The 26,505-nt window shown below is 72.3% G+C and carries 22 protein-coding genes and 1 pseudogene; 14 read left to right on the forward strand and 9 right to left on the reverse strand.

Features of this window, described 5'->3' with window-relative positions; translation table 11 throughout:
- Window positions 1-157 precede the first annotated feature (157 nt).
- Both B4U46_RS20910 and B4U46_RS20915 read right to left on the reverse strand, forming a co-directional pair.
- Window positions 158-2,158, reverse strand: a complete 2,001-nt coding sequence (locus B4U46_RS20910) for a CocE/NonD family hydrolase (protein WP_079429253.1) — start codon at window positions 2,156-2,158, stop codon at window positions 158-160.
- Window positions 2,159-2,230: 72 nt separating this feature from the next.
- A pseudogene (locus tag B4U46_RS20915) lies at window positions 2,231-3,273 on the reverse strand (hypothetical protein).
- 220 nt (window positions 3,274-3,493) lie between these two features.
- Between B4U46_RS20915 and B4U46_RS20920 the strand changes: the two are divergent.
- The 4 genes from B4U46_RS20920 (at window position 3,494) to B4U46_RS20935 (ending at window position 6,627) form a co-directional block, all read left to right on the forward strand.
- Window positions 3,494-4,504, forward strand: a complete 1,011-nt coding sequence (locus B4U46_RS20920) for a polyprenyl synthetase family protein (protein ID WP_079429254.1) — start codon at window positions 3,494-3,496, stop codon at window positions 4,502-4,504.
- Between the two features lie 227 nt (window positions 4,505-4,731).
- On the forward strand, window positions 4,732-5,940 hold the full coding sequence (locus B4U46_RS20925; protein WP_079429255.1) for a LolA family protein: 1,209 nt from the start codon (window positions 4,732-4,734) through the stop codon (window positions 5,938-5,940).
- Window positions 5,941-6,037: 97 nt separating this feature from the next.
- Window positions 6,038-6,241 carry a ribbon-helix-helix domain-containing protein gene (locus B4U46_RS20930; RefSeq protein WP_237293031.1) on the forward strand — a complete coding sequence of 68 codons (204 nt, stop codon included), beginning with the start codon at window positions 6,038-6,040 and terminating at the stop codon, window positions 6,239-6,241.
- Window positions 6,238-6,627, forward strand: coding sequence for a hypothetical protein (locus B4U46_RS20935; RefSeq protein WP_237293036.1), 390 nt, complete (start codon window positions 6,238-6,240; stop codon window positions 6,625-6,627). Before B4U46_RS20930 ends, B4U46_RS20935 begins: the two co-directional genes overlap by 4 nt.
- Here B4U46_RS20935 and B4U46_RS20940 read toward each other — a convergent pair.
- From B4U46_RS20940 to B4U46_RS20970, 7 genes are all read right to left on the reverse strand, one after another.
- Window positions 6,617-7,954, reverse strand: a complete 1,338-nt coding sequence (locus tag B4U46_RS20940; protein WP_079429257.1) for a M28 family metallopeptidase — start codon at window positions 7,952-7,954, stop codon at window positions 6,617-6,619. The genes B4U46_RS20935 and B4U46_RS20940 overlap by 11 nt on opposite strands.
- A gap of 245 nt (window positions 7,955-8,199) precedes the next feature.
- Window positions 8,200-9,180, reverse strand: coding sequence for an EamA family transporter RarD (gene rarD / locus B4U46_RS20945; protein ID WP_079429258.1), 981 nt, complete (start codon window positions 9,178-9,180; stop codon window positions 8,200-8,202).
- Between the two features lie 225 nt (window positions 9,181-9,405).
- Window positions 9,406-10,464 (reverse strand): 2-oxoacid:ferredoxin oxidoreductase subunit beta, encoded by a 1,059-nt coding sequence (locus B4U46_RS20950; protein WP_107438296.1) that lies wholly within the window; start codon window positions 10,462-10,464, stop codon window positions 9,406-9,408.
- A 1-nt stretch (window position 10,465) separates the two neighbouring features.
- Window positions 10,466-12,412, reverse strand: coding sequence for a 2-oxoacid:acceptor oxidoreductase subunit alpha (locus tag B4U46_RS20955; RefSeq protein WP_079429260.1), 1,947 nt, complete (start codon window positions 12,410-12,412; stop codon window positions 10,466-10,468).
- Between the two features lie 212 nt (window positions 12,413-12,624).
- Complete coding sequence (locus B4U46_RS20960) at window positions 12,625-13,284, reverse strand: response regulator transcription factor (protein WP_079429261.1); 660 nt, start codon at window positions 13,282-13,284, stop codon at window positions 12,625-12,627.
- 124 nt (window positions 13,285-13,408) lie between these two features.
- Window positions 13,409-14,698 carry a sensor histidine kinase gene (locus tag B4U46_RS20965; RefSeq protein WP_237293038.1) on the reverse strand — a complete coding sequence of 430 codons (1,290 nt, stop codon included), beginning with the start codon at window positions 14,696-14,698 and terminating at the stop codon, window positions 13,409-13,411.
- A 141-nt stretch (window positions 14,699-14,839) separates the two neighbouring features.
- Window positions 14,840-16,000 carry a sensor histidine kinase gene (locus B4U46_RS20970; RefSeq protein ID WP_079429263.1) on the reverse strand — a complete coding sequence of 387 codons (1,161 nt, stop codon included), beginning with the start codon at window positions 15,998-16,000 and terminating at the stop codon, window positions 14,840-14,842.
- A gap of 155 nt (window positions 16,001-16,155) precedes the next feature.
- Here B4U46_RS20970 and B4U46_RS20975 point away from each other — a divergent pair, with 155 nt between their 5' ends.
- The 10 genes from B4U46_RS20975 to B4U46_RS21020 are packed head-to-tail and all read left to right on the forward strand — an operon-like array spanning window position 16,156 to window position 26,304.
- Window positions 16,156-16,563 (forward strand): NADH-quinone oxidoreductase subunit A, encoded by a 408-nt coding sequence (locus tag B4U46_RS20975; RefSeq protein WP_079429264.1) that lies wholly within the window; start codon window positions 16,156-16,158, stop codon window positions 16,561-16,563.
- Complete coding sequence (locus B4U46_RS20980; RefSeq protein ID WP_079429265.1) at window positions 16,554-17,156, forward strand: NADH-quinone oxidoreductase subunit B; 603 nt, start codon at window positions 16,554-16,556, stop codon at window positions 17,154-17,156. Before B4U46_RS20975 ends, B4U46_RS20980 begins: the two co-directional genes overlap by 10 nt.
- Entirely contained in the window at window positions 17,153-18,556 is a 1,404-nt protein-coding gene (locus tag B4U46_RS20985) for an NADH-quinone oxidoreductase subunit C (RefSeq protein WP_079429266.1), read from the forward strand. Before B4U46_RS20980 ends, B4U46_RS20985 begins: the two co-directional genes overlap by 4 nt.
- The gene (locus B4U46_RS20990; RefSeq protein WP_079429267.1) at window positions 18,553-19,521 is read left to right on the forward strand and encodes a complex I subunit 1/NuoH family protein; all 969 of its coding nucleotides are present in this window, start codon (window positions 18,553-18,555) and stop codon (window positions 19,519-19,521) included. Before B4U46_RS20985 ends, B4U46_RS20990 begins: the two co-directional genes overlap by 4 nt.
- Window positions 19,521-20,132, forward strand: a complete 612-nt coding sequence (locus B4U46_RS20995; protein ID WP_079429268.1) for a NuoI/complex I 23 kDa subunit family protein — start codon at window positions 19,521-19,523, stop codon at window positions 20,130-20,132. Before B4U46_RS20990 ends, B4U46_RS20995 begins: the two co-directional genes overlap by 1 nt.
- A complete protein-coding gene (locus B4U46_RS21000; protein WP_100863087.1) occupies window positions 20,132-20,821 on the forward strand; it encodes an NADH-quinone oxidoreductase subunit J in 690 nt (229 codons plus the stop codon). Before B4U46_RS20995 ends, B4U46_RS21000 begins: the two co-directional genes overlap by 1 nt.
- The gene (gene nuoK / locus B4U46_RS21005) at window positions 20,821-21,180 is read left to right on the forward strand and encodes an NADH-quinone oxidoreductase subunit NuoK (RefSeq protein ID WP_079429269.1); all 360 of its coding nucleotides are present in this window, start codon (window positions 20,821-20,823) and stop codon (window positions 21,178-21,180) included. The genes B4U46_RS21000 and nuoK overlap by 1 nt, the downstream gene beginning before the upstream one ends.
- Entirely contained in the window at window positions 21,177-23,180 is a 2,004-nt protein-coding gene (locus B4U46_RS21010) for an NADH-quinone oxidoreductase subunit L (protein ID WP_079429270.1), read from the forward strand. The genes nuoK and B4U46_RS21010 overlap by 4 nt, the downstream gene beginning before the upstream one ends.
- 38 nt (window positions 23,181-23,218) lie before the next feature.
- Window positions 23,219-24,772: a complex I subunit 4 family protein gene (locus B4U46_RS21015; RefSeq protein ID WP_079431899.1), complete on the forward strand. Its 1,554-nt coding sequence runs from the start codon at window positions 23,219-23,221 to the stop codon at window positions 24,770-24,772.
- Window positions 24,769-26,304 carry an NADH-quinone oxidoreductase subunit N gene (locus B4U46_RS21020; protein ID WP_079429271.1) on the forward strand — a complete coding sequence of 512 codons (1,536 nt, stop codon included), beginning with the start codon at window positions 24,769-24,771 and terminating at the stop codon, window positions 26,302-26,304. The genes B4U46_RS21015 and B4U46_RS21020 overlap by 4 nt, the downstream gene beginning before the upstream one ends.
- The last annotated feature ends 201 nt before the right edge of the window (window positions 26,305-26,505 follow it).

Raw genomic sequence — 26,505 nt, forward strand, 5'->3', positions numbered from 1 at the left:
AACCCTTCTCTGCGACCGCTGAGTAAGGTCCCGCCCCTCCCGGGTGCCGGTGCGCTGTCCGGTTCCGCCCAGGTCGGGTCCCGGCGCGAGGCGGGTGGGCAGGCACCGCCCGGCCCCTGCCCCTTGAGGGGGCGATGGCGGGCCCGCGCCAAGTCCCTCACCCCGCCGCCCTCGGCAGCCTTCGCTGCCATGTCCGGTGGTACAGGACCTCCTCCGACTCCCGGCACACCACCTCGTTCGACGTGAGGAAGCCGCCCTCGTCGCAGGTGATCTCCGACCGGGTCTCGATCCTGACGTCCCAGGCCAGGTCCGGGCGGTGGAGCCGGATGTGCCAGTCGGAGCGGGTGCGGGCGGAGAGGGGGTCCGACTGCTGGATCTCGTAGACCTCGCGCCCCTCCTCCTCGTACTCCAGCCCGTCCGGGTACACCCGCGTGCCCCCGTAGCGGGGGTCGACCTCCAGGCGCCAGGTTCCGCGTGCGACGTCCCGTACGACCAGGCGTTCCGGGCGGGGCTCGTCCAGGGTGGCGGGGTAGGAGACGCCCAGGGGTTCCGCGTGCTCCGGGGCTTCGAAGGTGATGCCCTCCGGGGACGGCGGGGCCGTGCGGACGGGGAGTTCGAGGGTGCTGCCCGCGGGGTCGAGGGTCCAGCCCGCCTCCGAGCCGGCCCGTGGCCAGATCCACGGCCAGTACGCCGAGGAGAGGGAGAGGCGGATGCGGTGGCCGGGCGGGAAGCGGTGGCCGATGGCGTTCAGGTCGAAGGTGACGTCCTCCCAGGCGCCCGTCGGCCACGGCGCGGCCCGGTCGCGGCCCTGCCGGGCCGACAGGTTCAGCGCACCCCGTGTGACCAGCGTCGACGCCCCGTCCGGGGCGACGTCGCACAGCCGGGCCACGACCTGCCCGTACGGGACGTCCATCCGCAGCCGCAGGGTGACCGAGGGCCGGCCCAGGATCTCCACCGGCTCGGCGGGGACGGGGAACTCGAAGCAGGCCGACTTCGCGTCCTCCTCCCGCTGGTCCGGCGGCAGGTCGGCGTCGTTGCCGAAGGGGAAGAACCGGCCGGCGTCCAGTCCGGTGTGCTGGGGTGAGGCGACGGTCACCGGCGCGCCCTGGAGCCCGTACGAGACGGGCACGACCGACGGTGACGGCCAGGTCTTCTCGCCCACCCAGCGGCCCGGGAGCTCCGCGTACGTGGTCGCCGGGCGGTGCGTGTCGCTGATCCAGGCGCGCAGCAGCGGCTCCTCCATGACGCCGGTGTCGGTGTCCTTCAGCCAGTGGTCCCACCAGCGCAGGGTCTCCTGGAGGAAGCCGATCGCCGGGCCGGGCGGGAGGCCGCGGTCGGGGTACTGGTGCGACCAGGGGCCGATCAGGCCGCGGACCCGGGCGGCGGGCAGGGCGGAGACCAGGCGCAGCACGGTGTCCCGGTAGGGGTCGTGCCAGCCGCCGACCGCGAGGACGGCCGCGCCGATGGCCCCGTAGTCCTCGCAGACGCTGCCGTGGCGCCAGTAGTCGTCGCGGGTCTGGTGGGCGAGCCAGGTGTGGATCAGGGGTTCCAGGCCCTCCAGCCGGTCCAGCCACTGCCCCCGCCAGCCGTCCCCGGCGTACCGGGGGTCCGGGGGGCGGGCGGCGAAGGCGAGCATGGTGGCCGACCAGGCGTGCATGTCGACGGCCAGGACGGAGCCGCCCATGTAGTGCACGTCGTTGTCGAAGCGGTCGTCGGTGGAGCAGACGGTGACGACCGCCTTGAGGGCCTCGGGGGCGAGGGCGGCGATCTGGAGGCTGTTGAAGCCGCCCCAGGAGATCCCGAACATGCCGACGGATCCCGTGCACCACGGCTGGGCCGCCAGCCACCGCACGACCGCGACCCCGTCGGCCAGTTCCCGTGCGTCGTACTCGTCGCCGGGGCGGCCGCCGCTGCAGCCGTGGCCGCGCACGTCGACCCGTACGGAGGCGTAGCCGTGTCCGGCGTACCAGGGGTGGCGCTGCCAGTCGCGGGGGGCGGTCCAGTCGGTGAGCCGGTACGGGAGGTACTCCAGCAGGGCCGGGACGGGATGGTCGGTCACGGGCCGCCAGACGCGGGCGTACAGCTCCACCCCGTCGGGCATCGGGATCCGGACATCCTCGTGGGTGGTCGCGTAGGGGAACTCGGTTCGGATGATCATGGGGGTTCGGTCACGCTCCCTCGGTGGACGCCTTCGGTGGACGGCCTCGGTGGACGGCCTCGGCAGGCGCCCTCAGTGGACGCCCGCGGTGGACACGGTCATCGTGCGGCGCAGCCAGGGTGCCGCCGCGATCACGGTCAGGCCCGCCGCGACGGCGACGGCGCCGTTCACGCCGAAGCAGGCGGGGGTGGAGACGTGGCCGTACAGCTTGACCACCTGGGCCTGGATGCCGTTGGCGAGGGCCAGTGAGAGGAACCAGAGGGCCACCGTCTGGCCGGCGTACGCCGAGGGGGCGAGTCTGGTGGTGGCCGACATGCCGGAGGTCTCCAGCAGGACGTCGTAGGGGCGCAGCCGTCCGCGTTCGGCGGCCGGACGCGCGGGCTGCGGAACATGAGGGTGAAGTAGAGCACCGGGGCGATCACCGAGACGAGGGTGAGCAGGTCCACGAAGCGCGGCATCGTCAACCAGCCGATGGCCGCCAGAAGGGTGGCGAGCGCGGCGAGGAGGAGACCGCCGGCGGCGATCCGCCGCAGCGCCGTCCGCCGGGCGTCGGGGGCCAGGGCGTAGGGGGCGGCGGCGTCGCGGTCGGGGAGCCGGTTGCGGCCGAGGACGTACTGGGCGAGGCCTGCGGTCATGCCGACGGCGGCGGCGGAGAAGCCCCGGTGCCAGCCCTGGTGCTCGCCGAGCCAGCCGGCGATCAGGGGTCCGGCGAAGGCGCCGGTGGTGATGGCCGTGTAGTGGAGGGCGAACCCGGCGTCGCGCCGCTCGTCGTCCGTCCGGTAGAGCCGGCCGACCATGCTGGCCACGTTGGGCTTGAGCAGTCCGGTGCCGGCGCTGATCAGGCCGAGGCCGGTCCAGGTCCCGTAGGCGGCCGTGACGGAGGCGGCGGTGCCGGGGTCCATGCCCAGGCCGCCGTGGGCCGCCGTGTCCGCGAAGTAGAGGACGAGGATGGCCTGCATGCCGAGGAAGGAGAACCGCTCCCAGACCTCCAGGCCGGAGAGCGTGGCCAGGCCCCCGGGGTGGCCCAGGAAGCCGTGGCCGTCCCCGGCTGCCGGGGCCGGGGGAGGGGGCGGGGCGGCCTCCGGTTCCTTCGGCTGGTCTATGGCGGTCGTCATTCTGGACAAAGCAGATTCTCCGGTTGTTTCGGCTTCCACCGAACATACCGGTGTGGATCGGGCGGTGCGCGCGGCTGCGCGGGAGGCCCGCCGGACGGCTGCCGGGCAGGTGCTCTGCGTGATCGAAAACAGACCCGATACGCTGGCTTGAGTGATGGCAGCGACACATTGACAATCCATGTGATCGTCATCGGATCGTCAGCAGACAGGAGTACCCCTCGTGACCGTCGTCGGGCCGTTCGGACTGAGCGTGCGGGACCAGGCTCTTGAGGCCGATGTCCAGGCCGGACTGGCCGCTGTCGAAGCGGGTCTGCTGGAGGCCACCAAGAGCGAAGTCCCCTTCATCACCGAGGCCGCGCAGCACCTGGTGCGCGCCGGGGGCAAGCGGTTCCGGCCGCTGCTGGTGATGCTCGCGGCGCAGTTCGGTGACCCCTACGCGCCCGGGATCGTGCCCTCCGCGGTGGTCGTGGAGCTCACGCACCTGGCGACGCTCTACCACGACGACGTCATGGACGAGGCGGACGTCCGCCGCGGGGTGGAGAGCGCGAACGCCCGCTGGGGCAACTCGGTGGCGGTCCTGACGGGTGACTTCCTGTTCGCCCGTGCGTCGCACATCCTCGCGGACCTCGGGCCGGAAGCCGTGCGCATCCAGGCGGAGGCCTTCGAACGGCTGGTCACGGGCCAGATCCTGGAGACGGCGGGCCCGCGCGACGGCCGCGACCCGGTCGCGCACTACCTGGACGTCATGGCCGGCAAGACCAGCTCCCTGGTGGCCGTCTCCTGCCGCTTCGGCGCGATGATGTCCGGCGCCGACGAGATGGTCGTCGACATCCTCACCCAGTACGGGGAGCGGCTCGGCCTCGCCTTCCAGCTGGCCGACGACGTCCTCGACATCGCCTCCGACTCGCACGAGTCGGGCAAGACCCCGGGCACCGACCTGCGCGAGGGCATCCCGACGCTGCCCGTGCTGCGGCTGCGGGAGATGGCCGAGCGGGACGGGCGCGAGGAGGACCTGGAGCTCGTCCGCCTGCTGGACGGGGACCTCTCGGACGACGTCCGGCACGCCGAGGTGCTCTCCCGGCTGCGGGTGCACCCCGCGCTGGAGCAGGCCCGCCGGGACACGGTCCAGTACGCGCAGGACGCGCGCGCGATGCTCGCCCCGCTGCCGGACTGCTTCGCGAAGGCGGCCCTGGAGGAGCTGTGCGACGCGGTGGTCCACCGCGCGGGCTGAGCCCGGCACGGGCACACGGACGGCACGGGCCCCTCGCCCCCGCGACCCCTACGGGTCGGGGGACAGGGGCCCTTCCCGTGTCATCCCGTGGTCGTACGCGGAGTTGATCCCGGGGGCTGACGCCCCCCGCCCGCCGTTTTGGTCAGATGGATACATCGAAACCCCACCGGATCGGGTGAGTGCGGCGACAACGGTCGCCGCCCTGGACAAGAGGGCAGGGCTCTGAGATGGCAGCGAACACGAAGACCTCGCGCAAGGCCGCGCGGTACGCCGTACCGGTCGCGGTGGCGGGGGTCGCCGCGGCGACCGCCGCGATGGTCCCGGCCTTCGCCACCGCCGGCGGCCCGGACCTGCCGAAGGTGACGGCGCAGCAGCTGATCGAGAAGGTCGCGGCCTCCGACGTGCAGCAGCTCTCCGGCAGCGCCAGGATCACCACCGACCTGGGCCTGCCCACCCTGGCCACCGGCCTGCTGGGCGGCGCCGGGGTGACGGGCGGCTCCGCCAACCCCGAGGACAAGATCGCCCAGCTGGCGAACGGCACGCACACCCTGCGCGTCGCGGCGGACGGCCCGGACCGCCAGAAGCTGACCTTCCTCGACGGCAAGGACGAGTACACCCTCGTCCACAACGGTAACGACGTGTGGGGCTACGACAGCAAGTCCAACGAGGCCTTCCACGACAAGACCGACCGCCCGGGCCAGGACCACAAGAGCGGCGACCGGCTCGCGGCCTCCCCGCAGCAGATCGCGCAGGACATCATCAAGCAGGCCGGCCCGACCACCGACATCGGCGTGGGCGAGACCGCGCAGATCGCCGGGCGCGACGCCTACCAGCTGGTGCTGAAGCCCAAGCAGAGCGGCTCCACCGTCGGGTCGGTCCAGATCGCGGTCGACGCCAAGAACGGCGTGCCGCTGCGGGTCCAGCTGCTGTCCGCCCAGGGCGGCAAGCCGATCGCCGAAGCGGGCTTCACCCAGGTCGACTTCGGCAAGCCGGCCGCCGACTCCTTCTCCTTCGCCCCGCCCAAGGGCGCCAAGGTCACCGAGGGCTCGCACCCGGGCCTGGCGGGCAAGGACGCCAAGGGCGGCAAGGACGACGAGCGCTTCAAGGCGCTGGAGTCCCTGCCCGGCTTCGGGCAGCTGGCCGGCGGGGAGCACGGCAAGGGCGACGTGAAGGTGTTCGGCGAGGGCTGGGCGACGGTCGCGCGGATCGACTCCGGCGCCGGCAAGAGCCTCAAGGACGTCGAGAACGACAAGAACACCCCCAAGGAGGCCAAGCAGTTCCTGAACTCCCTCGGGGACAAGGTCCACGGGAAGTTCGGCGAGGGCCGCATCCTGTCGACCCGCCTGGTCAACGCGCTGATCACGGACGACGGCAAGGTGTACGTCGGCGCGGTCACCAAGGACCAGCTGGTGAAGACGGCCGACTCCGCCAAGTAGCCGCGGCGGACGGAGGGGTGGCCCGGGACGTGTGTCCCGGGCCACCCCTGTCGCGTTCCCCTCCTGCGTACAGCGCGGCCGCTGTACCGTGAGGTCCATGTCAAGACACGTCACCATCCGCCTGGACGAAGAGTTCCACGACCGCCTCAAGGCGCGCGCGGCGGCCTTGGGGACGACGGTCACCGCGCTGATCACCGAGGTCACGGAACGCGAACTCGACGAGGACCGGAAGAACTTCCTGTCCGGGATAGAGGAGTTCGCGGATCACTGGGGCTACTTCCAGGAGCGGTTCGGCCATTGAAGATCACCATGGAGTGGGCCTGGACCGCACTGGCCCACCATCTGCCGTCGGATCCCGCCGTATGGGACCCGTCCGGGGTGGCGGCCGCCGTCGCCCGGCACCAGAACGACCTGGTGCTGGTGCCCGAGCAGCCCGCGCCCGACACCGCGTGGCGGGCCGCGGCGTTCCTGCACACCCTCGCCGTCTGCCCGGCGCTGGAGTCCCCGATGAACGAGTTCTACGCGGCCGCGGCCACCCGCTCGTACCTGCGGGTGGCCGGGGCGAAGCAGCTGCCCTCGCCCGAGGAGCTCGGCGACCTGGTGGAGGACGCGAAACTGGGCCGCGCGGACGTCGCCGCGGTGGCGCAGCAGCTCCGCGCCCTCATCCAGGAACCCGTCAGAAGGTGATCTTCCAGCTGTTGATGTAGCCGGTGTCCTGCGCCGCCACGTCCTTGACCTGGAGCTTCCAGGTCCCGTTGGCCACCTCGGTGGAGGCGTTCACCGTGTAGCTCGCGACCACGTTGGCTGCGGAGTCCGAGCTGGAGGAGTTCTTCAGCCGGTACGCCGTGCCGTCGGGGGCGATCAGGTCGATCACCAGGTCACCGCGGTAGGTGTGGACGATGTTCACGTCGACCTTGGTGGTGGCGGGGGCGTTGCCGGTCACGCCGGAGACCGTGATCGGCGAGGTGGCCGCGGCGCCGGGGGAGTCCGGGATGTTCACGTCCGCGGTGTTCTCGAAGGACTTCCCGGGCGGGACCGGGGTGCCCGCACCGAGGTTCCAGATCGCGTAGGCGATGGCGTCGGAGTTGCGGTCCAGGGCGGTGTCGTCGATGTTCGCCGTGGTGTCGCAGGACGCGTGGTAGCAGGCGTCGAAGGGCTGGCCGACCGTGCCGCCCCACTTCTGGGCCTGCGCGGAGGTCTTGGTGTAGTCGGCGCCGGAGAACAGGCCGCCGACCGGTATGCCCGCGTTCTTGAACGGCGCGTGGTCGGAGCGGCCGTCGCCCTCGGTCTCGATCTCCGTGGGTATGTTCACGCCCGCGAAGTACGTCTTGAAGGTCTGCTCGATGGTCGGGTCGTCGTCGTAGACGAAGTAGCCCGGGTTCGGCGAGCCGATCATGTCGAAGTTCAGGTAGCCGGAGATCTTCGACTTCTCCGTCGCCGGCAGGCTGTTGACGTAGTACTTCGAGCCGACCATGCCCAGCTCCTCGGCACCCCACCAGCCGAAGCGCAGGTGCTTCGTGGGCTGGAGCTGCGCGCGCGAGACGGCCAGCGCCGTCTCCAGCACGGCCGCCGAGCCGGAGCCGTTGTCGTTGACGCCGGGGCCCGCGGTCACCGAGTCCAGGTGGGAGCCGGTCATCAGGACGGAGTTGGGGTCCCCGCCCGGCCAGTCGGCGATCAGGTTGTAGCCGGTGGCGCCGCTGGAGGTGAAGGTCTGGAGGGTGGTGGTGAACCCGGCCGCGTCCAGCTTGGCCTTCACGTAGTCGACCGAGGCCTTGTAGCCGGCCCGGCCGTGGGCGCGGTTGCCGCCGTTGGCGCTCGCGATCGACTGGAACTGCGACAGGTGCGCCTTGACGTTGGCCACCGGGATGTCGGGCGGCGTCGGCGCGGCGGTGACGGCGGCGGGCGCGGCGGCCGTGGGTGCGGCGGCGAACGCGGCGGGGGCGGTGGAGGCGAACAGCCCGGCGACCGCGATCGCGGTCACGGCGGTCAGGCGCCGGGAGACGGACAGGCTCATGTGGGGGCTCCGGGATTCCGTGGGGATGATCCGTTGGGGATGAGACGGAACGTGCGGGAATCGTGCAGGTGAGCGATGGTGCGTCAGTGCGAGCCTGATGTTCAGCGAGAGTGTGACTGACCGTCAAGAGCGCAATCCGGTCAGATACGTTCGGAATACGGACGATCCCCGGTACGCGAGTGCGTACCGGGGATCGTGGGGGTGTATGGGGGTGGGGGCGGGTCCTGGGGAGCCGAGGAGGGCGGCTACGCGGGCTCGCGGCTCGGCGCCGGTGCGGAATCCGGGGGCGCGGCCGCGGCCGCCGCTGCCGCTTCGGCCGCCGCTTCGGCCAGCCGGGCCCGCGAGCGGCGGGAGGTCCGCAGTGCGTCCCAGGTCAGCACGACCAGCGCGACCCACACCAGGCCGAAGCCGGCCCAGCGCGCGGGCGGCATCGCCTCGTGGAAGTAGAGGACGCCGAGCGCGAACTGGAACACCGGCGCCAGGTACTGCAGCAGCCCCAGCGTGGACAGCGGCACCCGGATCGCGGCGGCCCCGAAGCAGATCAGCGGGATCGCGGTGACCAGCCCCGTCGAGGCGAGCAGCGCGGAGTGCCCGAGCCCCTGTGAGGCGAAGGTGGAGCGGCCCTCCACCCCCAGCCACAGCAGGTAGCCGAGGGCCGGCAGGAACAGCAGGGCCGTCTCGGCGGTCAGCGACTCCAGGCCGCCCATGTCCAGCTTCTTCTTGATCAGCCCGTAGATGGCGAAGGAGCAGGCCAGGGTCAGCGAGATCCACGGCGGCCGCCCGTATCCGACGGCCAGGACCACGACGGCGGCCACGCCCACCCCGACGGCCGCCCACTGCGCCCGGCGCAGCCGTTCCTTCAGCACCAGCACGCCGAGCGCGATGGTGACGAGGGGGTTGATGAAGTAGCCGAGGCTGGCCTCGACGACGTGCCCGTTGTTGACCGACCAGATGTACAGGCCCCAGTTCACGCTGATCACGGACGCGGCCAGCGCGGTCAGCCCCAGCTTGCGGGGCTGGCGGACCAGCTCGCCGATCCAGCGCCAGCGGCGCAGCGCGAGGAGTGCGACGGCGACCACGGCCAGTGACCAGACCATGCGGTGCGCCAGGATCTCGACCGCCCCGGACGGCATGAGCAGGGGCCAGAACAGGGGGACCAGCCCCCACATCCCGTACGCGCCGAATCCGTAGAGCAAACCCGTGCGCTGCTCGTTGTCCGCCTTCACGGGACCTCCAGTGCGACTTCCGGCCAATTTCACAACCTCACGAAGGTATCGCCGGACGGGGCTGCTGTCATGCCCGTTTGATGGAGATACTCATGACACTGGAGCCGCCCCGGGGTGCTCCTGGGCTCGTGACCCGAGGGGCCGGCCGGCCGGGTACGACGGAGCCCGGACCCCGTGGGACGGGATCCGGGCTCGGTCTTCGCTCGTCGGCCCGCGCCGGCGGCTCTAGCCGACCACGGTCCAGGTGTCGTTGCCGGCGAGCAGGGTCGCCAGGTCACCCTTGCCGCGCTGGTCGACCGCCGTCTCCAGCTGGTCGGCCATGAGGGTGTCGTAGACGGGCCGGTCGGTGTTGCGGAAGACGCCGATGGGGGTGTGGTGGAGGGTGTCGGGGTCGGCGAGGCGGGAGAGGGCGAAGGCGGTGGTGGGGGTCGCCGCGTGCGCGTCGTGGACCAGGATCTGCGACTCGTTCTCCGGCGTCACGGTGACGACTTCCAGGTCTCCGGTCTGCTGGTTGCGGATGACGCCCTTGGTCTGGTCGGTGCCGAAGCGGATGGGGTGGCCGTGTTCGAGGCGGATGAGGGCTTCTTCGGCCTGGTCGTTGTCCTTGAGGGCGTCGAAGGCGCCGTCGTTGAAGATGTTGCAGTTCTGGTAGATCTCGACGAGGGCGGTTCCGGGGTGGTCGGCGGCCTGGCGCAGGACCTCGGTGAGGTGTTTGCGGTCGGAGTCGATGGTCCGGGCGACGAAGGAGGCTTCGGCGCCCAGGGCGAGGGAGACCGGGTTGAAGGGGGCGTCGAGGGAGCCCATGGGGGTGGATTTGGTGATTTTGCCGAGTTCGGAGGTGGGGGAGTACTGGCCTTTGGTGAGGCCGTAGATCCGGTTGTTGAAGAGGAGGATCTTGAGGTTGACGTTGCGGCGGAGGGCGTGGATGAGGTGGTTGCCGCCGATGGAGAGGGCGTCGCCGTCGCCGGTGACGACCCAGACGGAGAGGTCGCGGCGGGAGGTGGCCAGGCCGGTGGCGATGGCGGGGGCGCGGCCGTGGATGGAGTGCATCCCGTAGGTGTTCATGTAGTACGGGAAGCGGGAGGAGCAGCCGATGCCGGAGACGAAGACGATGTTCTCGCGGGCGAGACCGAGTTCGGGCATGAAGCCCTGGACGGCGGCGAGGACGGCGTAGTCACCGCAGCCCGGACACCAGCGGACCTCCTGGTCCGACTTGAAGTCCTTCATCGACTGCTTCGCCTCGGCCTTGGGCACCAGCGAAAGCAGGGTCGGGGCGTCGGTCACCTCAGTCATTGATGGCCTCCTTGAGAACCTTCGCGAGCTGCTCCGCCTTGAAGGGCATTCCGTTGACCTGGTTGTACGACTGGGCGTCGACCAAGTACTTCGCCCGGATCAGGGTGGCCAGCTGCCCGAGGTTCATCTCCGGCACCACTACCTTGTCGTAACGCTTCAGGACCTCCCCCAGATTCCTCGGGAAGGGGTTGAGGTGGCGCAGGTGGGCCTGGGCGATCGCGATTCCTCCGGCGCGCAGGCGGCGGACGGCGGCGGTGATGGGGCCGTAGGTGGAGCCCCAGCCCAGGACCAGGGTGCGGGCGCCGTCCGGGTCGTCGACGTCGAGGTCGGGGACCTCGATGCCGTCGATCTTGGCCTGGCGGGTGCGGACCATGAGGTCGTGGTTGGCGGGGTCGTAGGAGATGTTGCCCGTGCCGTCCTGCTTCTCGATCCCGCCGATGCGGTGCTCCAGGCCCGGTGTGCCGGGAACGGCCCAGGGGCGGGCGAGGGTCTGCGGGTCCCGCTTGTACGGCCAGAAGACGTCCGTGCCGTCCGCGAGCTGGTGGTTGGGGGCGGTCGCGAACTGCACGCCGAGGTCCGGCAGGTCGGCCACGTCCGGGATCCGCCAGGGCTCGGAGCCGTTGGCGAGGTAGCCGTCGGAGAGCAGGAAGACCGGGGTGCGGTAGGTCAGGGCGATCCGCGCCGCCTCCAGGGCGGCGTCGAAGCAGTCCGCCGGGGTGCGCGGGGCGACGACGGGGACGGGCGCCTCGCCGTTGCGGCCGTACATGGCCTGGAGGAGGTCGGCCTGCTCGGTCTTGGTCGGCAGGCCGGTGGACGGGCCGCCGCGCTGGATGTCCACGATCAGCAGGGGCAGCTCCAGGGAGACCGCCAGGCCGATGGTCTCGGACTTCAGGGCCACACCCGGGCCGGAGGTGGTGGTGACGCCCAGGGCCCCGCCGAACGCGGCACCCAGCGCGGCGCCGATGCCGGCGATCTCGTCCTCGGCCTGGAAGGTCCGCACCCCGAAGTTCTTGTGCTTGCTCAGCTCGTGCAGGATGTCCGAGGCCGGGGTGATGGGGTAGGAGCCCAGGTAGAGCGGCAGGTCGGCCTGGCGGGCCGCCGCGATCAGCCCGTAGGACAGGGCCAGGTTCCCCGAGATGTTGCGGTACGTGCCGGTGGGGAAGGCCCTGGTCGCGGGGGCGACCTCGTAGGAGACCGCGAAGTCCTCCGTCGTCTCCCCGAAGTTCCAGCCCGCCCGGAACGCCGCCACGTTCGCCTCGGCGATCTCCGGCTTCTTCGCGAACTTCTGGCGCAGGAAGCTCTCCGTGCCCTCCGTCGGACGGTGGTACATCCACGACAGGAGACCGAGGGCGAACATGTTCTTGCTGCGCTCGGCCTCCTTACGGGTGAGACCGAAATCCTTCAGCGCCTCCACCGTCAGAGTGGTCAGCGGGACCTGGTGGATGTTGTAGGCGTCGAGGGAGCCGTCCTCCAGGGGCGAGGTGTCGTAGCCGACCTTGGCCATCGGGCGCTTGGTGAACTCGTCCGTGTTCACGATGATCTCCGCGCCGCGCGGCACGTCGGCGATGTTCGCCTTCAGCGCGGCCGGATTCATCGCGACCAGCACGTTCGGCGCGTCACCCGGGGTCAGGATGTCGTGGTCCGCGAAGTGCAGCTGGAACGAGGACACCCCGGGCAGGGTCCCGGCAGGGGCACGGATCTCGGCGGGGAAGTTCGGCAGCGTCGAGAGGTCGTTGCCGAAGGACGCCGTCTCCGAGGTGAAACGGTCACCCGTCAGCTGCATACCGTCACCCGAGTCACCCGCGAAACGGATGATCACCCGGTCGACACGGCGGATTTCCTTGCCGGCTCCATCGGTCTGAGGCGCGCCGCGCTGCTCACCGATGGCCCCACCGGCCCCGTCGGCCTGCTCGGCCGGGCTACTGACCTGGCTGGTCACTGAACTGGACCTCCTTCGAGGCGTGGGCGTTCGCTCCCAAGGTCAACCCTACGTCCGCGACGTCATCCGTCCCTGGGTCGCCCGCATTCTGGACCGCCCCTCGCGGGGCGATCTTTCCGACAGACGTCGTGCTCTACTCGAAATATTCCAAATCACCCTGGCCGTCGTGCGGCGGCGGCGCCGCGTGACCCACCTGACAGGCTCTCAGTCGATCAAGACCTGAGGTAGGTCAGAACCGCCAGTACGCGCCGGTGATCCCCGTCACTCGGGGACAGGCCCAGCTTCATGAAGATATTGCTGACGTGCTTCTCCACGGCCCCGTCACTCACCACGAGCTGCTTGGCCACAGCGGAATTCGTCCGTCCCTCCGCCATCAGGCCCAGCACCTCGCGCTCGCGCGGGGTCAGTCCGGCCAGCACGTCCTGCTTGCGGCTGCGGCCCAGCAGCTGCGCCACGACCTCCGGATCCAGGGCCGTACCGCCCTGGGCCACCCGGACGACGGCGTCCAGGAACTCCCGCACATCGGCCACGCGGTCCTTCAGCAGATACCCCACCCCGGTGCTGGAACCGGCCAGCAGTTCGGTGGCGTACTGCTCCTCCACGTACTGCGACAGGACGAGCACGCCGATCCCCGGGTGGTCGCGGCGCAGCTGTACGGCGGCCCGTACGCCTTCGTCGGTGTGCGTCGGCGGCATCCGTACGTCGGCCACCACCACGTCCGGCAGCGCTCCCTCGGCCGCCAGGTCCGCCACCGTCTTGACCAGGGCTTCCGCGTCCCCGACGCCTGCCACGACGTCATGCCCCCGGTCGGTCAGCAGCCGGGTCAGGCCCTCACGGAGCAGCACTGAATCCTCGGCGATGACGACCCGCACCCTGTTTTCCACGTTGTGAAACTCCCGCCCACTCGCATACCCACTCGGCATGCCAAGCATCCCAGCCGAACCTTCGATTCCGGTCCGGCTGGGATCAAGGACGGGACACGCGCCCCGCACGCGGCTACGGGGTGTCCCGCCAGGGGAGCTCGGCCGTCACCACCGTGCCCCGGCCTTCCACGGAGTCCACGACCAGCACGCCGTCCATCGCCTCCAGCCGCTCCGCGAGCCCGGCCGGCAGCACGGTCCCCCCGGAGGGGCCATCCGCGTCGTGGCCGTCGTCCGCGACGCGGATCATCAGCCGCTGCCCCGACCTCCACACGTCCACGCCGGCGCTCCGCGCCCCCGCGCGCCCGCCGGCGTTCCGCAACAGCTCGGACACGGTGAAGTACGCGATCCCCTCGATCGCAGGCGCGGGCCGGGCCGGCAGGTCCACCTGCACCCGGACCGGCACCGCGCACCGCGCCGCCACCGCCGACAGCGCCGCGTCCAGCCCGCGGTCGGTCAGCACCGCGGGGTGGATCCCGCGCGCCAGGTCCCGCAGCTCCTGCAGGGCGGTCTTCACTTCCCCGTGGGCCTCGTCCACCATGCGGGCGGCTGCCCGCGGGTCCTCGGCCAGCTTCTCCTTCGCCAGCCCGAGGTCCATGGCCAGCGCCGCGAGGCGGGCCTGGGCCCCGTCGTGCAGCTCCCGCTCGATGCGGCGCAGGTCGGCCGCCGCGGTGTCGACGACCACCCCGCGGTCGGACTCCAGCTCACTGACCCGGTCGTCGAGCCGGGACCGCCCCAGCAGACCGGTGACCAGTACCCGGTCGACGCTCACCAGGCCCCGGACGACCCAGGGGGTGGCCAGCGTGAAGGCCAGCCCGAGCACGCTCGCGGCGGCGATGGCCGGCGGCGAATCGAGGGAGAAGGTGTAGTCGCCGTTCTGGAACAGCTGGAGCCCCGGCTGGTCGGTGAAGGCCGGGAAGACCCAGAACCACAGCGGGTACAGCAGCATGCTCCACCCGTAGCTCCACAGCGTGAGCGCGAGGCAGAAGGCGAACACCGCCCAGGGGAAGTGGATCACCGAGTACAGCACGTGCCGCCAGGCGCTGCCGCTCTTCAGCAGCGCCCCCACCGCCGCGGGCACGCCGGGCTTCCCCGCCCGCACCGGCGCCGGCTCGCGCACCGGGACCCGCAGCAGCCCCCGCACCCGGGCCCGCTCCACGATCCCGAACCCCCGGCACATGGCGAGCACCCCGGCCAGCACGGGCACCCCGACGAAGGTCACGAGCAGCCCGGCCCCGGTGGCCAGCCCGGCGATCGCGAGCCCGAAGTACACGGTGCTCAGCGGCAGCCCGACCACGAGGTACAGCAGCCCACGCCAGGTCCGCCCCGCCACGGGCGCCAGCACCACATCCCGAAGCTTCCCCATACTCCCGACCCGCCCTTCATCCGTCCGCCAACCCCTCCACCCTCCGCCGCACCCCCGCCCGGGAACCATCCGGCAGGTAGGCCTCCCACCAGGGGGGATAACCCCACCCCAGCCCCGCCCCCGGCAGCCCCCGGCAGCCCCTCAGCCGCGCCCGCGCCACGGCAGCTGGGCCACCACCACCGTCCCCGCCCCCGGGGCGGACTCCACCACGAACCCCCCGTCAACGGCCCGCACCCGCTCCGCGAGCCCCGCCAGCCCGCTCCCCCCGGACATCCGCGCCCCACCCCGCCCGTCATCCGCGACGCGAATCAGCAGCCGAGCCCCCTCGCGCCACACCTCGACCCCCGCACCCCGCGCCTGCGCGTGCTTGCTCACGTTCTGCAGCAGCTCCGACACAACGAAGTACGCGATCCCCTCGATCGCCTCCGCCGGCCGCTCCTCCAGCCGCACCGACACCTTCACCGGCACCAGGCACCGCGCCGCCACCGACGACAGCGCCGCGTCCAGCCCCCGGTCCGTCAGCACCGCCGGATGGATCCCCCGCGCCAGGTCCCGCAGCTCCTGCAAGGCGAGCTTGACCTCCCCGTGCGCCTCGTCGACCATCGCGGCCGCGCCCTCGGGGTCCTCCAGCAGCTTCTCCTTGGCCAGGCCCAGCCCCATCGCCAGCGCCACCAGCCGCGCCTGCGCCCCGTCGTGCAGGTCCCGTTCGATCCGCCGCAGGTCGGCCGCCGCCGTGTCCACGACCACCCCGCGCCCCGACTCCAGCTCGGCGATCCGCCGCTCCAGCTCGTCGGAGGGCGACAGCAGACCCCGTACCATCAGCCGGTCGAGGTTCGCGAGCAGCCGCACGACATACGGCAGCACCGGCCACAGCACGAACAGCCCCACCAGGGCGATACTGAAGGTCAGCACCCCCCACGGCAGCCGGACCAGCTCGAACAGCACGGTCCGCCACGCCACCGGGTCCTTGATCCCCGCCCACAACCAGGGGAAGAACCCGCCGGAGCGGCGCGGCCCCGGCAGCGCACTCGGCTCGTCGACCCGCACACCCAGCAGGGCCCGCGCCCGTACGCGTTCGAGCACCCCCAGCAGCCGGGCCAGATACAGACCGCCCAGCAGCACCGGCAGCCCGATCACCGTCACGGCCAGCCCACCGGCCGTCGCAAGCATGACAACCGTGTAAACGAATCCGGTCAACGCCACCGGCAGATTGGTCAGCAGATAGGCGATCTCCTTCCACGTGACCCCGTCAAAAGCGGGCCGGACGGGAGGAAGGGCGGGGGCATGATCGTTCGCGGTCATGCGGCCAGCCTGCCAATCCCACCCCGGCAATGCCATGGGGTGGCCAGGCGGGAGTAAACGGGGGGTAACCCCACCCCGTGCGGACCAGGGCCTAGACTCCCGTCCGTACCAGATCAACGAGAACGTCGACAGTGGCCGAGGAGCGAGGAACGGACGTGCCCGAACCAACGGTACCGACCGGGGCCGTGACCGCCGCGGACTACTTCCACGGCTATTCGGTCGTCGGCCTGCTCGCCGTCCTCGGCGTGCTCTTCGTCGCCGTGGCCTTCGGCGCGGGCCGCCTGCTGCGGCCCGTGGTCCCGACCCCCGAGAAGCTGCTGACGTACGAATGCGGTGTGGACCCCGTGGGGGAGGGCTGGGCGCACACCCAGGTCCGCTACTACGTCTACGCGTTCCTCTACGTCATCTTCGCCGTCGACTCGATCTTCCTCTTCCCTTGGGCGACGGTGTTCGCCGCCGCCGGCTACGGCGCCACGACCCTGGTGGAGATGTTCGTCTTCCTGGGGTTCCTGGCCGTGGGCCTGCTCTACGCGTACAAGAAGGGCGTCCTCGAATGGACGTGACACCGGCTGCCGTGACACCCGAGCCCGTTCCGCTCCCGGAACCCAGGCGACTGGGGGTCCTCTCCCGTCTGGCTCCCGAGCCGATGAAGGTGGTCCTGAACTGGGGCCGCCGCTACAGCCTGTGGGTCTTCAACTTCGGGCTCGCCTGCTGCGCGATCGAGTTCATCGCCGCGTCCATGGCGCGGCACGACTTCATCCGCCTGGGTGTCATCCCCTTCGCACCGGGCCCGCGCCAGGCCGACCTGATGATCGTCTCGGGCACGGTGACGGACAAGATGGCCCCGGCCGTCAAGCGGCTCTACGAGCAGATGCCCGAACCGAAGTACGTCATCTCCTTCGGCGCCTGCTCCAACTGCGGCGGCCCGTACTGGGACTCGTACTCGGTCACCAAGGGCGTCGACCAGATCATCCCCGTCGACGTCTACGTGCCCGGCTGCCCGCCGCGCCCCGAGGCGCTCCTCCAGGGCATCCTCAAGCTCCAGGAGAAGATCGCCCGGGAGTCGCTGGCCGAGCGGTACGCGGACCGGCCGTCCGTCGCGCAGCTCACCAGCGGCCTGGTCACGCCCCCGCCCGCCCCGGGGGCCGGCGCGTGAACCTCTACGACTCCCTCCCCGACGCTGCCCCGACCGTCTTCGGCGCCGAGGCCGTGGCCTCCGTCGCGTACGACGTCCTCACCGTAGACGTCCCGGCCGGCTCCTGGATCGCCTCGCTGGAGATCGCCCGCGACAAGCTGGGCTGCACCTACTTCGACTGGCTGAGCGCGGTCGACGAGCCGGGCACCGGCTTCCGGATCTGCGCGCACGTCGTCGCCCTGGAGGGCGGACGCGTACGCCGCCTGCTGCTGCGCACGACCGTCCCGCACAGCGCCCCGACCCTGGCCTCGGCGGTCGCGGTCTACGCGGGCGCGGCCTGGCACGAGCGCGAGACGTACGAGATGTTCGGCGTGACCTTCACCGACCACCCGCACCTCGTCCACCTCCTGCTCCCCGAGAACTTCGAGGGCCACCCGCTGCGCAAGGACTTCGTCCTGGCGGCCCGGGTCGCCAAGGCGTGGCCCGGCGCCAAGGAGCCGGGCGAGGCACACGACCCGGACGCGCCCAAGCGCCGCCAGATGCTCCCGCCCGGCGTCCCGGACCCGAACGAGTGGGGCCCCCTCAAGGGCCAGCTCCCCCCGGCCCCGGCCCGCCCGGCCCGCACCCCCCGCACGGCGGGCGCGGCCACCCGCCCCCCGCGCGAGGGCGCCCCGACCCGCCGCCCCCGCCCGGCCACGGAGACCACCCCGGGCTCGGCCCTCCCGGCCGGCGAGCCGGAGGCCCCGACGCCCCCGGCCGCCACCGCCCGCCCTCCCCGCCGCACCCGCTCGGTGTCGGAAGGCTCCGCGAGCCAGACGGCCCCGGCAGCGGACGCCGCCGCCACCCCGGCAGCGGCCGAGCCGGCCACCCCGGGCGCGCCGGACGATTCGGCCGCCGGCGCCCCCGGCGAGTCCGGCGCCGCGCGCCCGGCCCGCCGCAGCCGCTCGGCAGCGGACGGTTCCGCGAGCCAGGCGGCCCCGTCGCCGGACGCCCCTGCCGGCGCGCCGGACGATTCGGCCGCCGCACCGGGCGACCCGGCCGCCGAGGCCCCGCGGCCCGAGCGGCGTAGCCAGACCGGCCCAGACGCGACGCCCTCGGAGCCCGGCACCCCGGGCCCGGCGCGACGTACCCGTTCCGCAGCGGACGGGTCCGCCGGCCAGGCCGGCCCGGCCCCGGCGACGGACGGCCCGGCCGAGGCCCCGCGCCCCGCGCGGCGCAGCCGGTCCGCCTCGGACGGGTCCGCCAGTCAGACCCCCGCGCCGGAGCCGGAGGCTCCCAGGCGCCCGGCCCCGCGCAGCGCGGACGCGCCCTGGCACAACCCGAAGCCCGCCTTCGACGAGCCGGCGCCCGAGCCCCGCCCGCAGCCCGAAACCGGGCCCGACACCGACACCGACCACGAGACCACCGGAGGCGACGCGTGAACGACGTCCTCGACGTCGCCCTGCGACTGATCGTCGTCTTCGCCGTCTTCCTCGTGCTCCCGCTCGTCATCGGGCAGACCGAGCACAAGGTGATGGCGCACATGCAGGGCCGCCTCGGCCCCATGTACGCCGGCGGCTTCCACGGCTGGGCCCAGCTCGTCGCCGACGGCGTGAAGTTCGCGCAGAAGGAGGACATCGTCCCGGCCAACGCCGACCGGCGGATCTTCCAGCTCGCCCCTGCCGTCGCGCTGCTGCCCTACCTCCTCGTCCTCCTCGCCATCCCCATCGGCCCCGGCGAGGGCGCCGTCGGCCAGGTCATCGACGCCGGCCTCTTCTTCGTCCTCGCCGTCATGGGCGTCGGCGTGCTCGGCAGTCTGATGGGCGGCTGGGCCTCCGCCAACAAGTTCTCCCTCCTCGGCGGCCTGCGCACGGCCGCCCAGCTGCTCGCGTACGAGCTGCCGATGCTGCTCGCCGCCGCCTCCGTGGCCATGGCCGCCGGGACGGTGTCGCTGCCCGGCATCGTGGGCGCCTTCGAGTGGTGGTGGCTGCCCTGGCAGATCATCGGCGCGCTCGTCTTCTTCACCGCCGGCCTCGCCGAGCTCCAGCGGCCCCCGTTCGACATGCCCGTCGCCGACTCCGAGATCATCTTCGGCGCGTACACCGAGTACACCGGCCTGCGCTTCGCGCTGTTCCTGCTCGCCGAGTACGCCGGCATCGTCGTCCTGTGCGCCCTGACCACCGTCCTGTTCCTCGGCGGCTGGCACGGCCCCTTCGGCGGCGACGGCCTCGGCTGGGTGTGGACCCTCCTGAAGACCGCCGTCCTCGCCTTCGTCGTCATCTGGCTCCGCGTGAGCTACCCGCGCCTGCGCGAGGACCAGCTCCAGAAGCTCGCCTGGACCGTACTCATCCCCCTCGCGCTCGCCCAGATCGCGCTCACCGGCATCGTGAAGGTGGCGATCCAGTAATGCCCCCGATCCCCGGATCCGGCCTCGCCAAGGGCCTGGCCGTCACCCTGCGCACGATGACCAAGCGCGCGCATACCGCCCAGTACCCCGAGGTACAGCCCGAGCTCCCGCCCCGCAGCCGCGGGGTCATCGGCCTGTTCGAGGAGAACTGCACGGTCTGCATGCTGTGCGCCCGCGAGTGCCCCGACTGGTGCATCTACATCGACTCCCACAAGGAGACGGTGCCGGCCGCCACCCCCGGCGGCCGTGAGCGCAGCCGCAACGTCCTCGACCGCTTCGCCATCGACTTCTCCCTCTGTATGTACTGCGGCATCTGCATCGAGGTGTGCCCCTTCGACGCCCTCTTCTGGTCGCCGGAGTTCGAGTACGCGGAGACCGACATCCACGACCTCACCCACGAGCGCGACAAGCTGCGCGAGTGGATGTGGACGGTCCCGGCCCCGCCCGCGCTGGACCCCTGCGCCGAGGAGCCGAAGGAGATCGCCGCCGCCCGCAAGGCCGCCGAGAAGGCCGAGGCGGCAGCCGCCGCGGCCGCCGCCGAAGCCACGGCGGACCCGTCCGCCGACGCCACCCCCGACACACCCGACACGCCGGCGGGAGGCACCGCCTGATGTACGCCGCCCACCTCACCGCAGCCGCGGCCAAGGCCGCGGCCGCCGTCACGGCGGCCGCGCCCGGCGGCCCCGCCCCCGCACCCGGCCCCGGCTTCCTCTCGCCGACCGGCGTGGAGATCGCCTTCGTCCTCGTCGGCCTCGCCACCCTCGGCGCGGCCCTCGTCACGGTCACCACCAAGCAGCTCGTGCACGCCGCCCTCTGGCTGGTCGTCGCGCTCGGCGGGATCGCCGTCGAGTACCTGCTGCTGACCGCCGAGTTCATCGCCTGGGTCCAGGTCCTGATCTACCTCGGCTCCGTGGTCGTCCTCCTCCTCTTCGGACTGATGCTCACCAAGGCCCCCATCGGCCGCTCCCCGGACGCCGACTCCGGCAACCGGTGGGTCGCCCTCGGCGTCGCCGGATCCGCCGGCGCCGCCCTCGTCTGGGTGGTCGCGGACGCCTTCCGCACCACCTGGATCGACCTCGACGGCCCCGCCCAGGGCTCCACCAAGGTCTCCGGCGAGATCCTCTTCCAGCACTGGGTGCTGCCCTTCGAGGCCCTCTCCGTCCTCCTCCTCGCGGCCCTGATCGGGGCGATCGTGCTCTCCCGCCGTTCCACCCCGGCCGAGGAGGCCGCCGACGCGGTCGACGCCGCCGCCCGCACGGACGCCCCGGCCCGCACGGACGCCGGGAAGGGGCAGAGCTGATGCACCTCGCCTACCCCGCCGTCCTCGCGGCCCTCCTCTTCGCCACCGGCCTCTACGGTGTCCTCGCCCGCCGCAACGCCATCCTGGTCCTGATGTCCGTCGAGCTGATGCTCAACGCCGTCAACCTCAACCTGGTGGCCTTCGACGTCTGGCTGCGCGACACCCTGCACGCCGGCCAGGCCCTCACCCTCTTCACCATCGCCATCGCCGCCGCCGAGATCGGCATCGGCCTCGCGATCGTGCTGATGGTGTACCGCAACCGGGGCACCTCGGACGTCGACAAGCTGCGCGACACCGCCGAGGGCCACGAGCCCGGCCAGCCCGAAGCCACCACTGCCCGGCCGGAGGTCGCCGCGTGAGCACCACGACCCTCGCGGTCCTCGTCCCCCTCCTCCCCTTCCTGGGAGCGGTGGCAGGACTCCTCCTCGGCCGGACCGCGCCCGGCTTCGTCAGGCCGCTCGCCGTCCTGCCGGCCCTGGCCTCGGCCGTCCTCGCCGTACTCGTCGCCTTCCGCCACGGAGGCGGCAGGGCGATCGACACCGCGACGGAGCTGACCCCGACCGGCTCGGTGCCGGTCGAGCTGTCGCTCCACCTCGACGGCTTCGCCGTTCTGGTCGCCGTTCTGGTCGCCGTGGTCGCCACCTGCGTACAGCTCTACTCGACGGCGTACCTCCGCGAGGACCCGCGCTACCCGTCGTACGCCGCTCTGGTCTCACTGTTCACCTCCGCCATGCTGCTCGTCGTCTACTCCGGCGACCTGATGGTGCTGCTGGTCGGCTGGGAGGTCATGGGCATCTGCTCGTACTTCCTGGTCGGCCACTACTGGGAGACCGAAGCGGCCCGCTCCGCCTCCCTCAAGGCCTTCCTCGTCACCAAGCTCGGTGACGTCCCCTTCCTCATCGGACTGTTCGCGCTCGCCGCCGACGCCGGCTCCTTCCGGATCACCAAGATCCTCGGCACCGTCGCCGCGGGCGGGCTCGACCACCCGACGCTCATCGCGCTGCTCCTGCTCGCCGGCGTCGCCGGGAAGTCCGCGCAGTTCCCGCTGCACACCTGGCTCCCCGACGCCATGGCCGGCCCCACCCCGGTCTCCGCGCTGATCCACGCCGCGACGATGGTCGCCGCCGGCGTGTACTTCATCGCCCGCCTCCTCCCCGTCTTCACCGCCTCCCGCGCCGCCCTGGTGGTCATGGCCGTCATGGCCGCGACCACGATGGTCGGCTCGGCGCTCGCCGCCCTGGCCCAGGACGACATCAAGCGCGTCCTCGCCTACTCCACGGTCGGCCAGCTCGGCTACATGACCGGCGCCCTGGCCGTCGGCGACCGCGGCGCCGCCGTCTTCCACCTCCTGTCCCACGGCGCCTTCAAGGCGCTGCTCTTCCTCGGCGCCGGCGTGATCATCCACGCCGCCGGCACGAACTCCCTCGCCGCCATGTCCCGCATGGACGGCCTGGCCAAGCGCATCCCCGACGCCTTCTGGACGATGACGATCGCGCTGCTCGCGCTCGCCGCCATCCCGCCCTTCGCCGGCTTCTTCTCCAAGGAAGCCGTCCTCGTCGCCGCCGAGCACGCCGCCGGCGGACACTCCGGCCTCGTCCCCGGCGCGGCCGGATGGGTGGTGCTCGTCGCCGGCGTGCTGACCGCGCTGCTCACCGCCGCGTACGCCACCCGGCTGTGGCTGATGGCCTTCCGCGGCCGCGGCGCGGCCGCCCCCGACCACGGCAAGGAGCCCGTCGCCATGACCGGCGTGCTGTGGCTGCTGGCGGTCCCCTCGATCGCCTTCGGCCTCGCCGCCGGCCCCCTCGCCGACTGGTTCGACGGCAAGGCGCTCACCCCGACCGTGACCACCTCGGTCCTCGGCACCGGCGCCGCCCTCATCGGCGTGATCCTGACCTACGCCCTGTGGCAGCGCGCCACCGCCAGGGCCGCCGCGGGCATCCGCAACGGAGGTGCCGTCCCGGCATCCGTCGCGGCGGCCGAGTCCGCCGCCGAGACCCCCGAGGTCGCCGAGGTGAGCCACGAGCACCCCGCCGTACCGGCCGCCCCCGCCGCCGACCCCGGCCGGGCCCTCCTGGGCCCCCTGCACCGGCACGCCGCCGACGGCTTCCACCTCGACGCCGTCTACGACCGGCTCTTCGTCCGCCCCGTGCGCGCGGGCGCGAGCCTGGTGCGCTTCCTCGACCGCGAGGTCGTCGACACCTACGTCCGCGGCGCGGGCGCCGGACCCCGGCTGCTCGGCAGCCTGGTACGCCGGGCCCAGACCGGCAACGTGCAGAGCTACCTGAGCGCCCTGCTCGCCGGCGCCGTGGTCCTGGCGATCGCCACCGCCGTCCTCGCCAACCTCAACGCCGGATCGTGAGCCGAGAGTCAGCCGTGATCGATATCAGCCCGTCCGTGATGCAGTTCCTTCTGGCGTTCATCGTGGCCGCACCGCTCCTCGGCGCCGTCGCGGCCCTCCTGCCGGCCCCGCCGGGACTCAAGGGCAGGAGCCCCGAACAGGCCGTGCTCCGCCACGGCGTCACCGTCACCGGTGTCATCCTCGCCGCGGCCGTCGCCCTCACCCTGGGCTTCGACCACGACGCCCCGTCCCGCTTCCAGGCGACGACGGACATCAGCTGGATCCAGGCGCTGAACATCCGGATCCACCTCGGCATCGACGGCATCTCGCTCCCCCTCCTCCTGATGACCGCGCTGCTGTTCTTCCTCTGCGCGGTGTACAGCTACTTCAAGCTCCCCGAGGGCCCCTCCCCGAAGGCCTTCGTGGCACTGCTGCTCGTCCTCGAGTCCGGCACCCTCGCGACCTTCGCCGTCCTCGACCTGATGCTGTTCTTCCTCGCCTTCGAGATGGTCCTCCTCCCGATGTACTTCCTCATCGCCCGCTGGGGCGGTGCTCAGCGGCAGGCGGCCGCCTGGAAGTTCATCCTCTACACCCTCCTCGGATCCGTGGTCATGCTCCTCGGACTGCTGCTGATCGGACTGAACAGCGGCACTTTCGACATGGTGGCACTCGCCTCTGACAACGGCCGCGCACTGACCCACACCACCCAGATCCTGGCCGTCCTGGCCATCGGCACCGGCCTCGCCGTGAAGACCCCGATGTGGCCCCTGCACAGCTGGCTGCCCGACGCCCACACCGCCGCGCCCACCGTCGGCTCCGTGCTCCTCGCGGGCGTCCTGCTGAAGATGGGCACGTACGGGTTCGTGCGGATCCTGCTCCCCGTGACCCCCGACGGCATGCACACCTTCGCCCCCTACCTCGGCGCCCTCGCCGCCGTGGGCATCGTCTACGGGTCGCTCGCCTGCCTCTCCCTCGCCCGCAAGGGCAACAAGGGCGACCTCAAGCGCCTCATCGCGTACTCCTCCGTCGGCCACATGGGCTTCGTCCTGCTCGGCATCGCCTCGATGACCCCCACCGGCGTCAACGGCGCGCTGTTCGCGAACATCGCCCACGGCCTGATCACCGGCCTCCTCTTCTTCCTGGTCGGCGCCCTCAAGGACCGCTACGGCACCGCCGACCTCGACACCCTCGCCGGAGCCACCGGCGCCGCGCTCTACGGCCGCGCCCCCCGCCTCGGCGCGCTCCTGGCCTTCGCCGCCGTCGCCTCCCTCGGCCTGCCCGGGCTGGCCGGGTTCTGGGGCGAGATGCTGGCCCTGTTCGGCGCGTTCGACCCGGCCGCGGGCCTGTCCCGCCCGGCCTTCCTCACCTACATGGCCCTCGGCGCGTTCGGCACCCTGCTCACCGCCGCCTACCTGCTGGTCGTCGTACGGCGCGTCTGCATGGGCGACCCCAAGGCCGGCCCCGAACTCACCCTGGCGGACGTCCAGCGCTACGAGTTCGCGGCCTGGACCCCGCTCGTCGCCCTCACCGTCCTCGCCGGCCTGTGGCCCGCCACCCTCCTCGGCCTGACCGACCCGGCCGTCCAGAAGCTCCTCGCAGGAGGCAACGCATGACGGCCCTGACGGCCCTGGCCGCCGACACCCCCAGCCTGGTCCAGTCCGTCGACTGGCCGGCGATCACGCCCGTGGTCGTGCCCGCCGCCGTCGCACTGCTCGTCCTGGTCGCGGACCTCTTCCTGCCCGAGGCGCGCAAGCCCGTCCTCGGCTGGATCTCCGTCGCCGGCCTGGCCGCCGCGACCGCCGCCCTGCTTCCGCTGCGCGCCGGCGACCGCACCACCTTCTGCCTCACCGCCGACCCCGGCGCGTGCAGCTACACCGCCGACCACTTCGCGCTCGTCGTCCAGTTCCTCGTCCTGGCCGGCGCCCTGGTCACCGCCCTGCTGTCGGTCACCGTCGTCCGCGAGGGCCGGATCCCGGCCGGCGAGTACTGGTTCCTGCTGCTCTCCTCCGCCGCCGGCGCCGCCCTGCTGCCCGCCTCCCGCGACCTCGCCACCCTGATCGTCGCCCTCGAGGTCGCCTCGCTGCCCGCCTTCGCCCTCGTCGGCATGCGCCGCGGCGACCGGCTGTCCTCCGAGGCCGCCCTCAAGTTCTTCCTCTCCTCGGTCACCGCCACCGCCGTCTCCCTGATGGGCGTCAGCCTCGTCTACGCCGCCACCGGCACCCTGCACCTGACGCGGGTCGCCGACCGGCTGGAGGACGTCCCCGGGCAGCTCGACACCCTCGCCATGGCGGGCGTCGCCCTCACCCTCGTCGGCTTCGCCTTCAAGACCGCAGCCGTCCCCTTCCACTTCTGGGTCCCCGACACCTACGTGGGCGCCCCGCTGCCCGTCGCCGGCTACCTGTCGGTCGTCGGCAAGGCCGTCGGCTTCACCGGCCTGATCCTCGTCACGGTGATCGCCTTCCCCGCGTACTCCGACGTCTGGGGCCCCGCCCTGGCCGTGCTCGCCGCGCTCACCATGACGCTCGGCAACGCCGCCGCGCTGCGCCAGTCCGCGGACCGCGCGCACGGCGCCGTACGCCTCCTGGCCTGGTCTTCCGTCGGCCAGGCCGGCTATCTGCTCGTACCGATCGCCGCGGCGGCCTACTCCGAGCGCGAGCAGATCGGCTCCACCGTCGCCTACGCGCTCATGTACGCGGCCGTGAACCTCGGCGCCTTCGCCGTCGCCGCGCTGGTCGCCAGGACCCGGCCGCTGAACCGGATCCGCGACTACCGCGGCCTGTACGCCGAGCGTCCCGCCGCGGCCCTGTCGCTGGCGTTCTTCCTGCTCTGCCTGGCCGGGCTGCCGCCGGGCATCATCGGCCTGTTCGCCAAGGTCACCGTCTTCCGGTCCGCCGTCGACGCCGGACTGGGCTGGCTCGCCGTGGTCATGGCCGTCAACGTCGTCGTCGCCCTGTACTACTACCTGCGCTGGACGGCCCTCCTCTTCCGCACCCCGCAGACCGCGGGGGAGGGACCGGCGGTCCGCACGAAGGCCCCCTGGCCCCTCACGGCGGCCATCGCCCTCACCGCCGCGGCCGCCCTGGTCCTGTCCGGCGCCCCGCAGCTGGTCCTGCGCTTCGCCGCCGGCACCCTCTTCCCGCTGTAGCCCGCACCGCGCTGTAGCCCGCACCGCGCAGTAGCCCGTCCCACTGCGGGCCTCACCCGTACGGAGCAACTCCCACCGCCGCCCCCGGCCCGTGCCACCGGGGCGGCGGCGCCCCGACGCGCCCCGGGAACCACGCGACGCCACCTCGCGTTGACCCCAGAGGGAGGGTCCACTGGACCGAAGACCCTCAGATCCACGACG

Origin of the sequence: Streptomyces katrae, assembly GCF_002028425.1 — a bacterium.
Taxonomy (GTDB): domain Bacteria; phylum Actinomycetota; class Actinomycetes; order Streptomycetales; family Streptomycetaceae; genus Streptomyces; species Streptomyces katrae_A.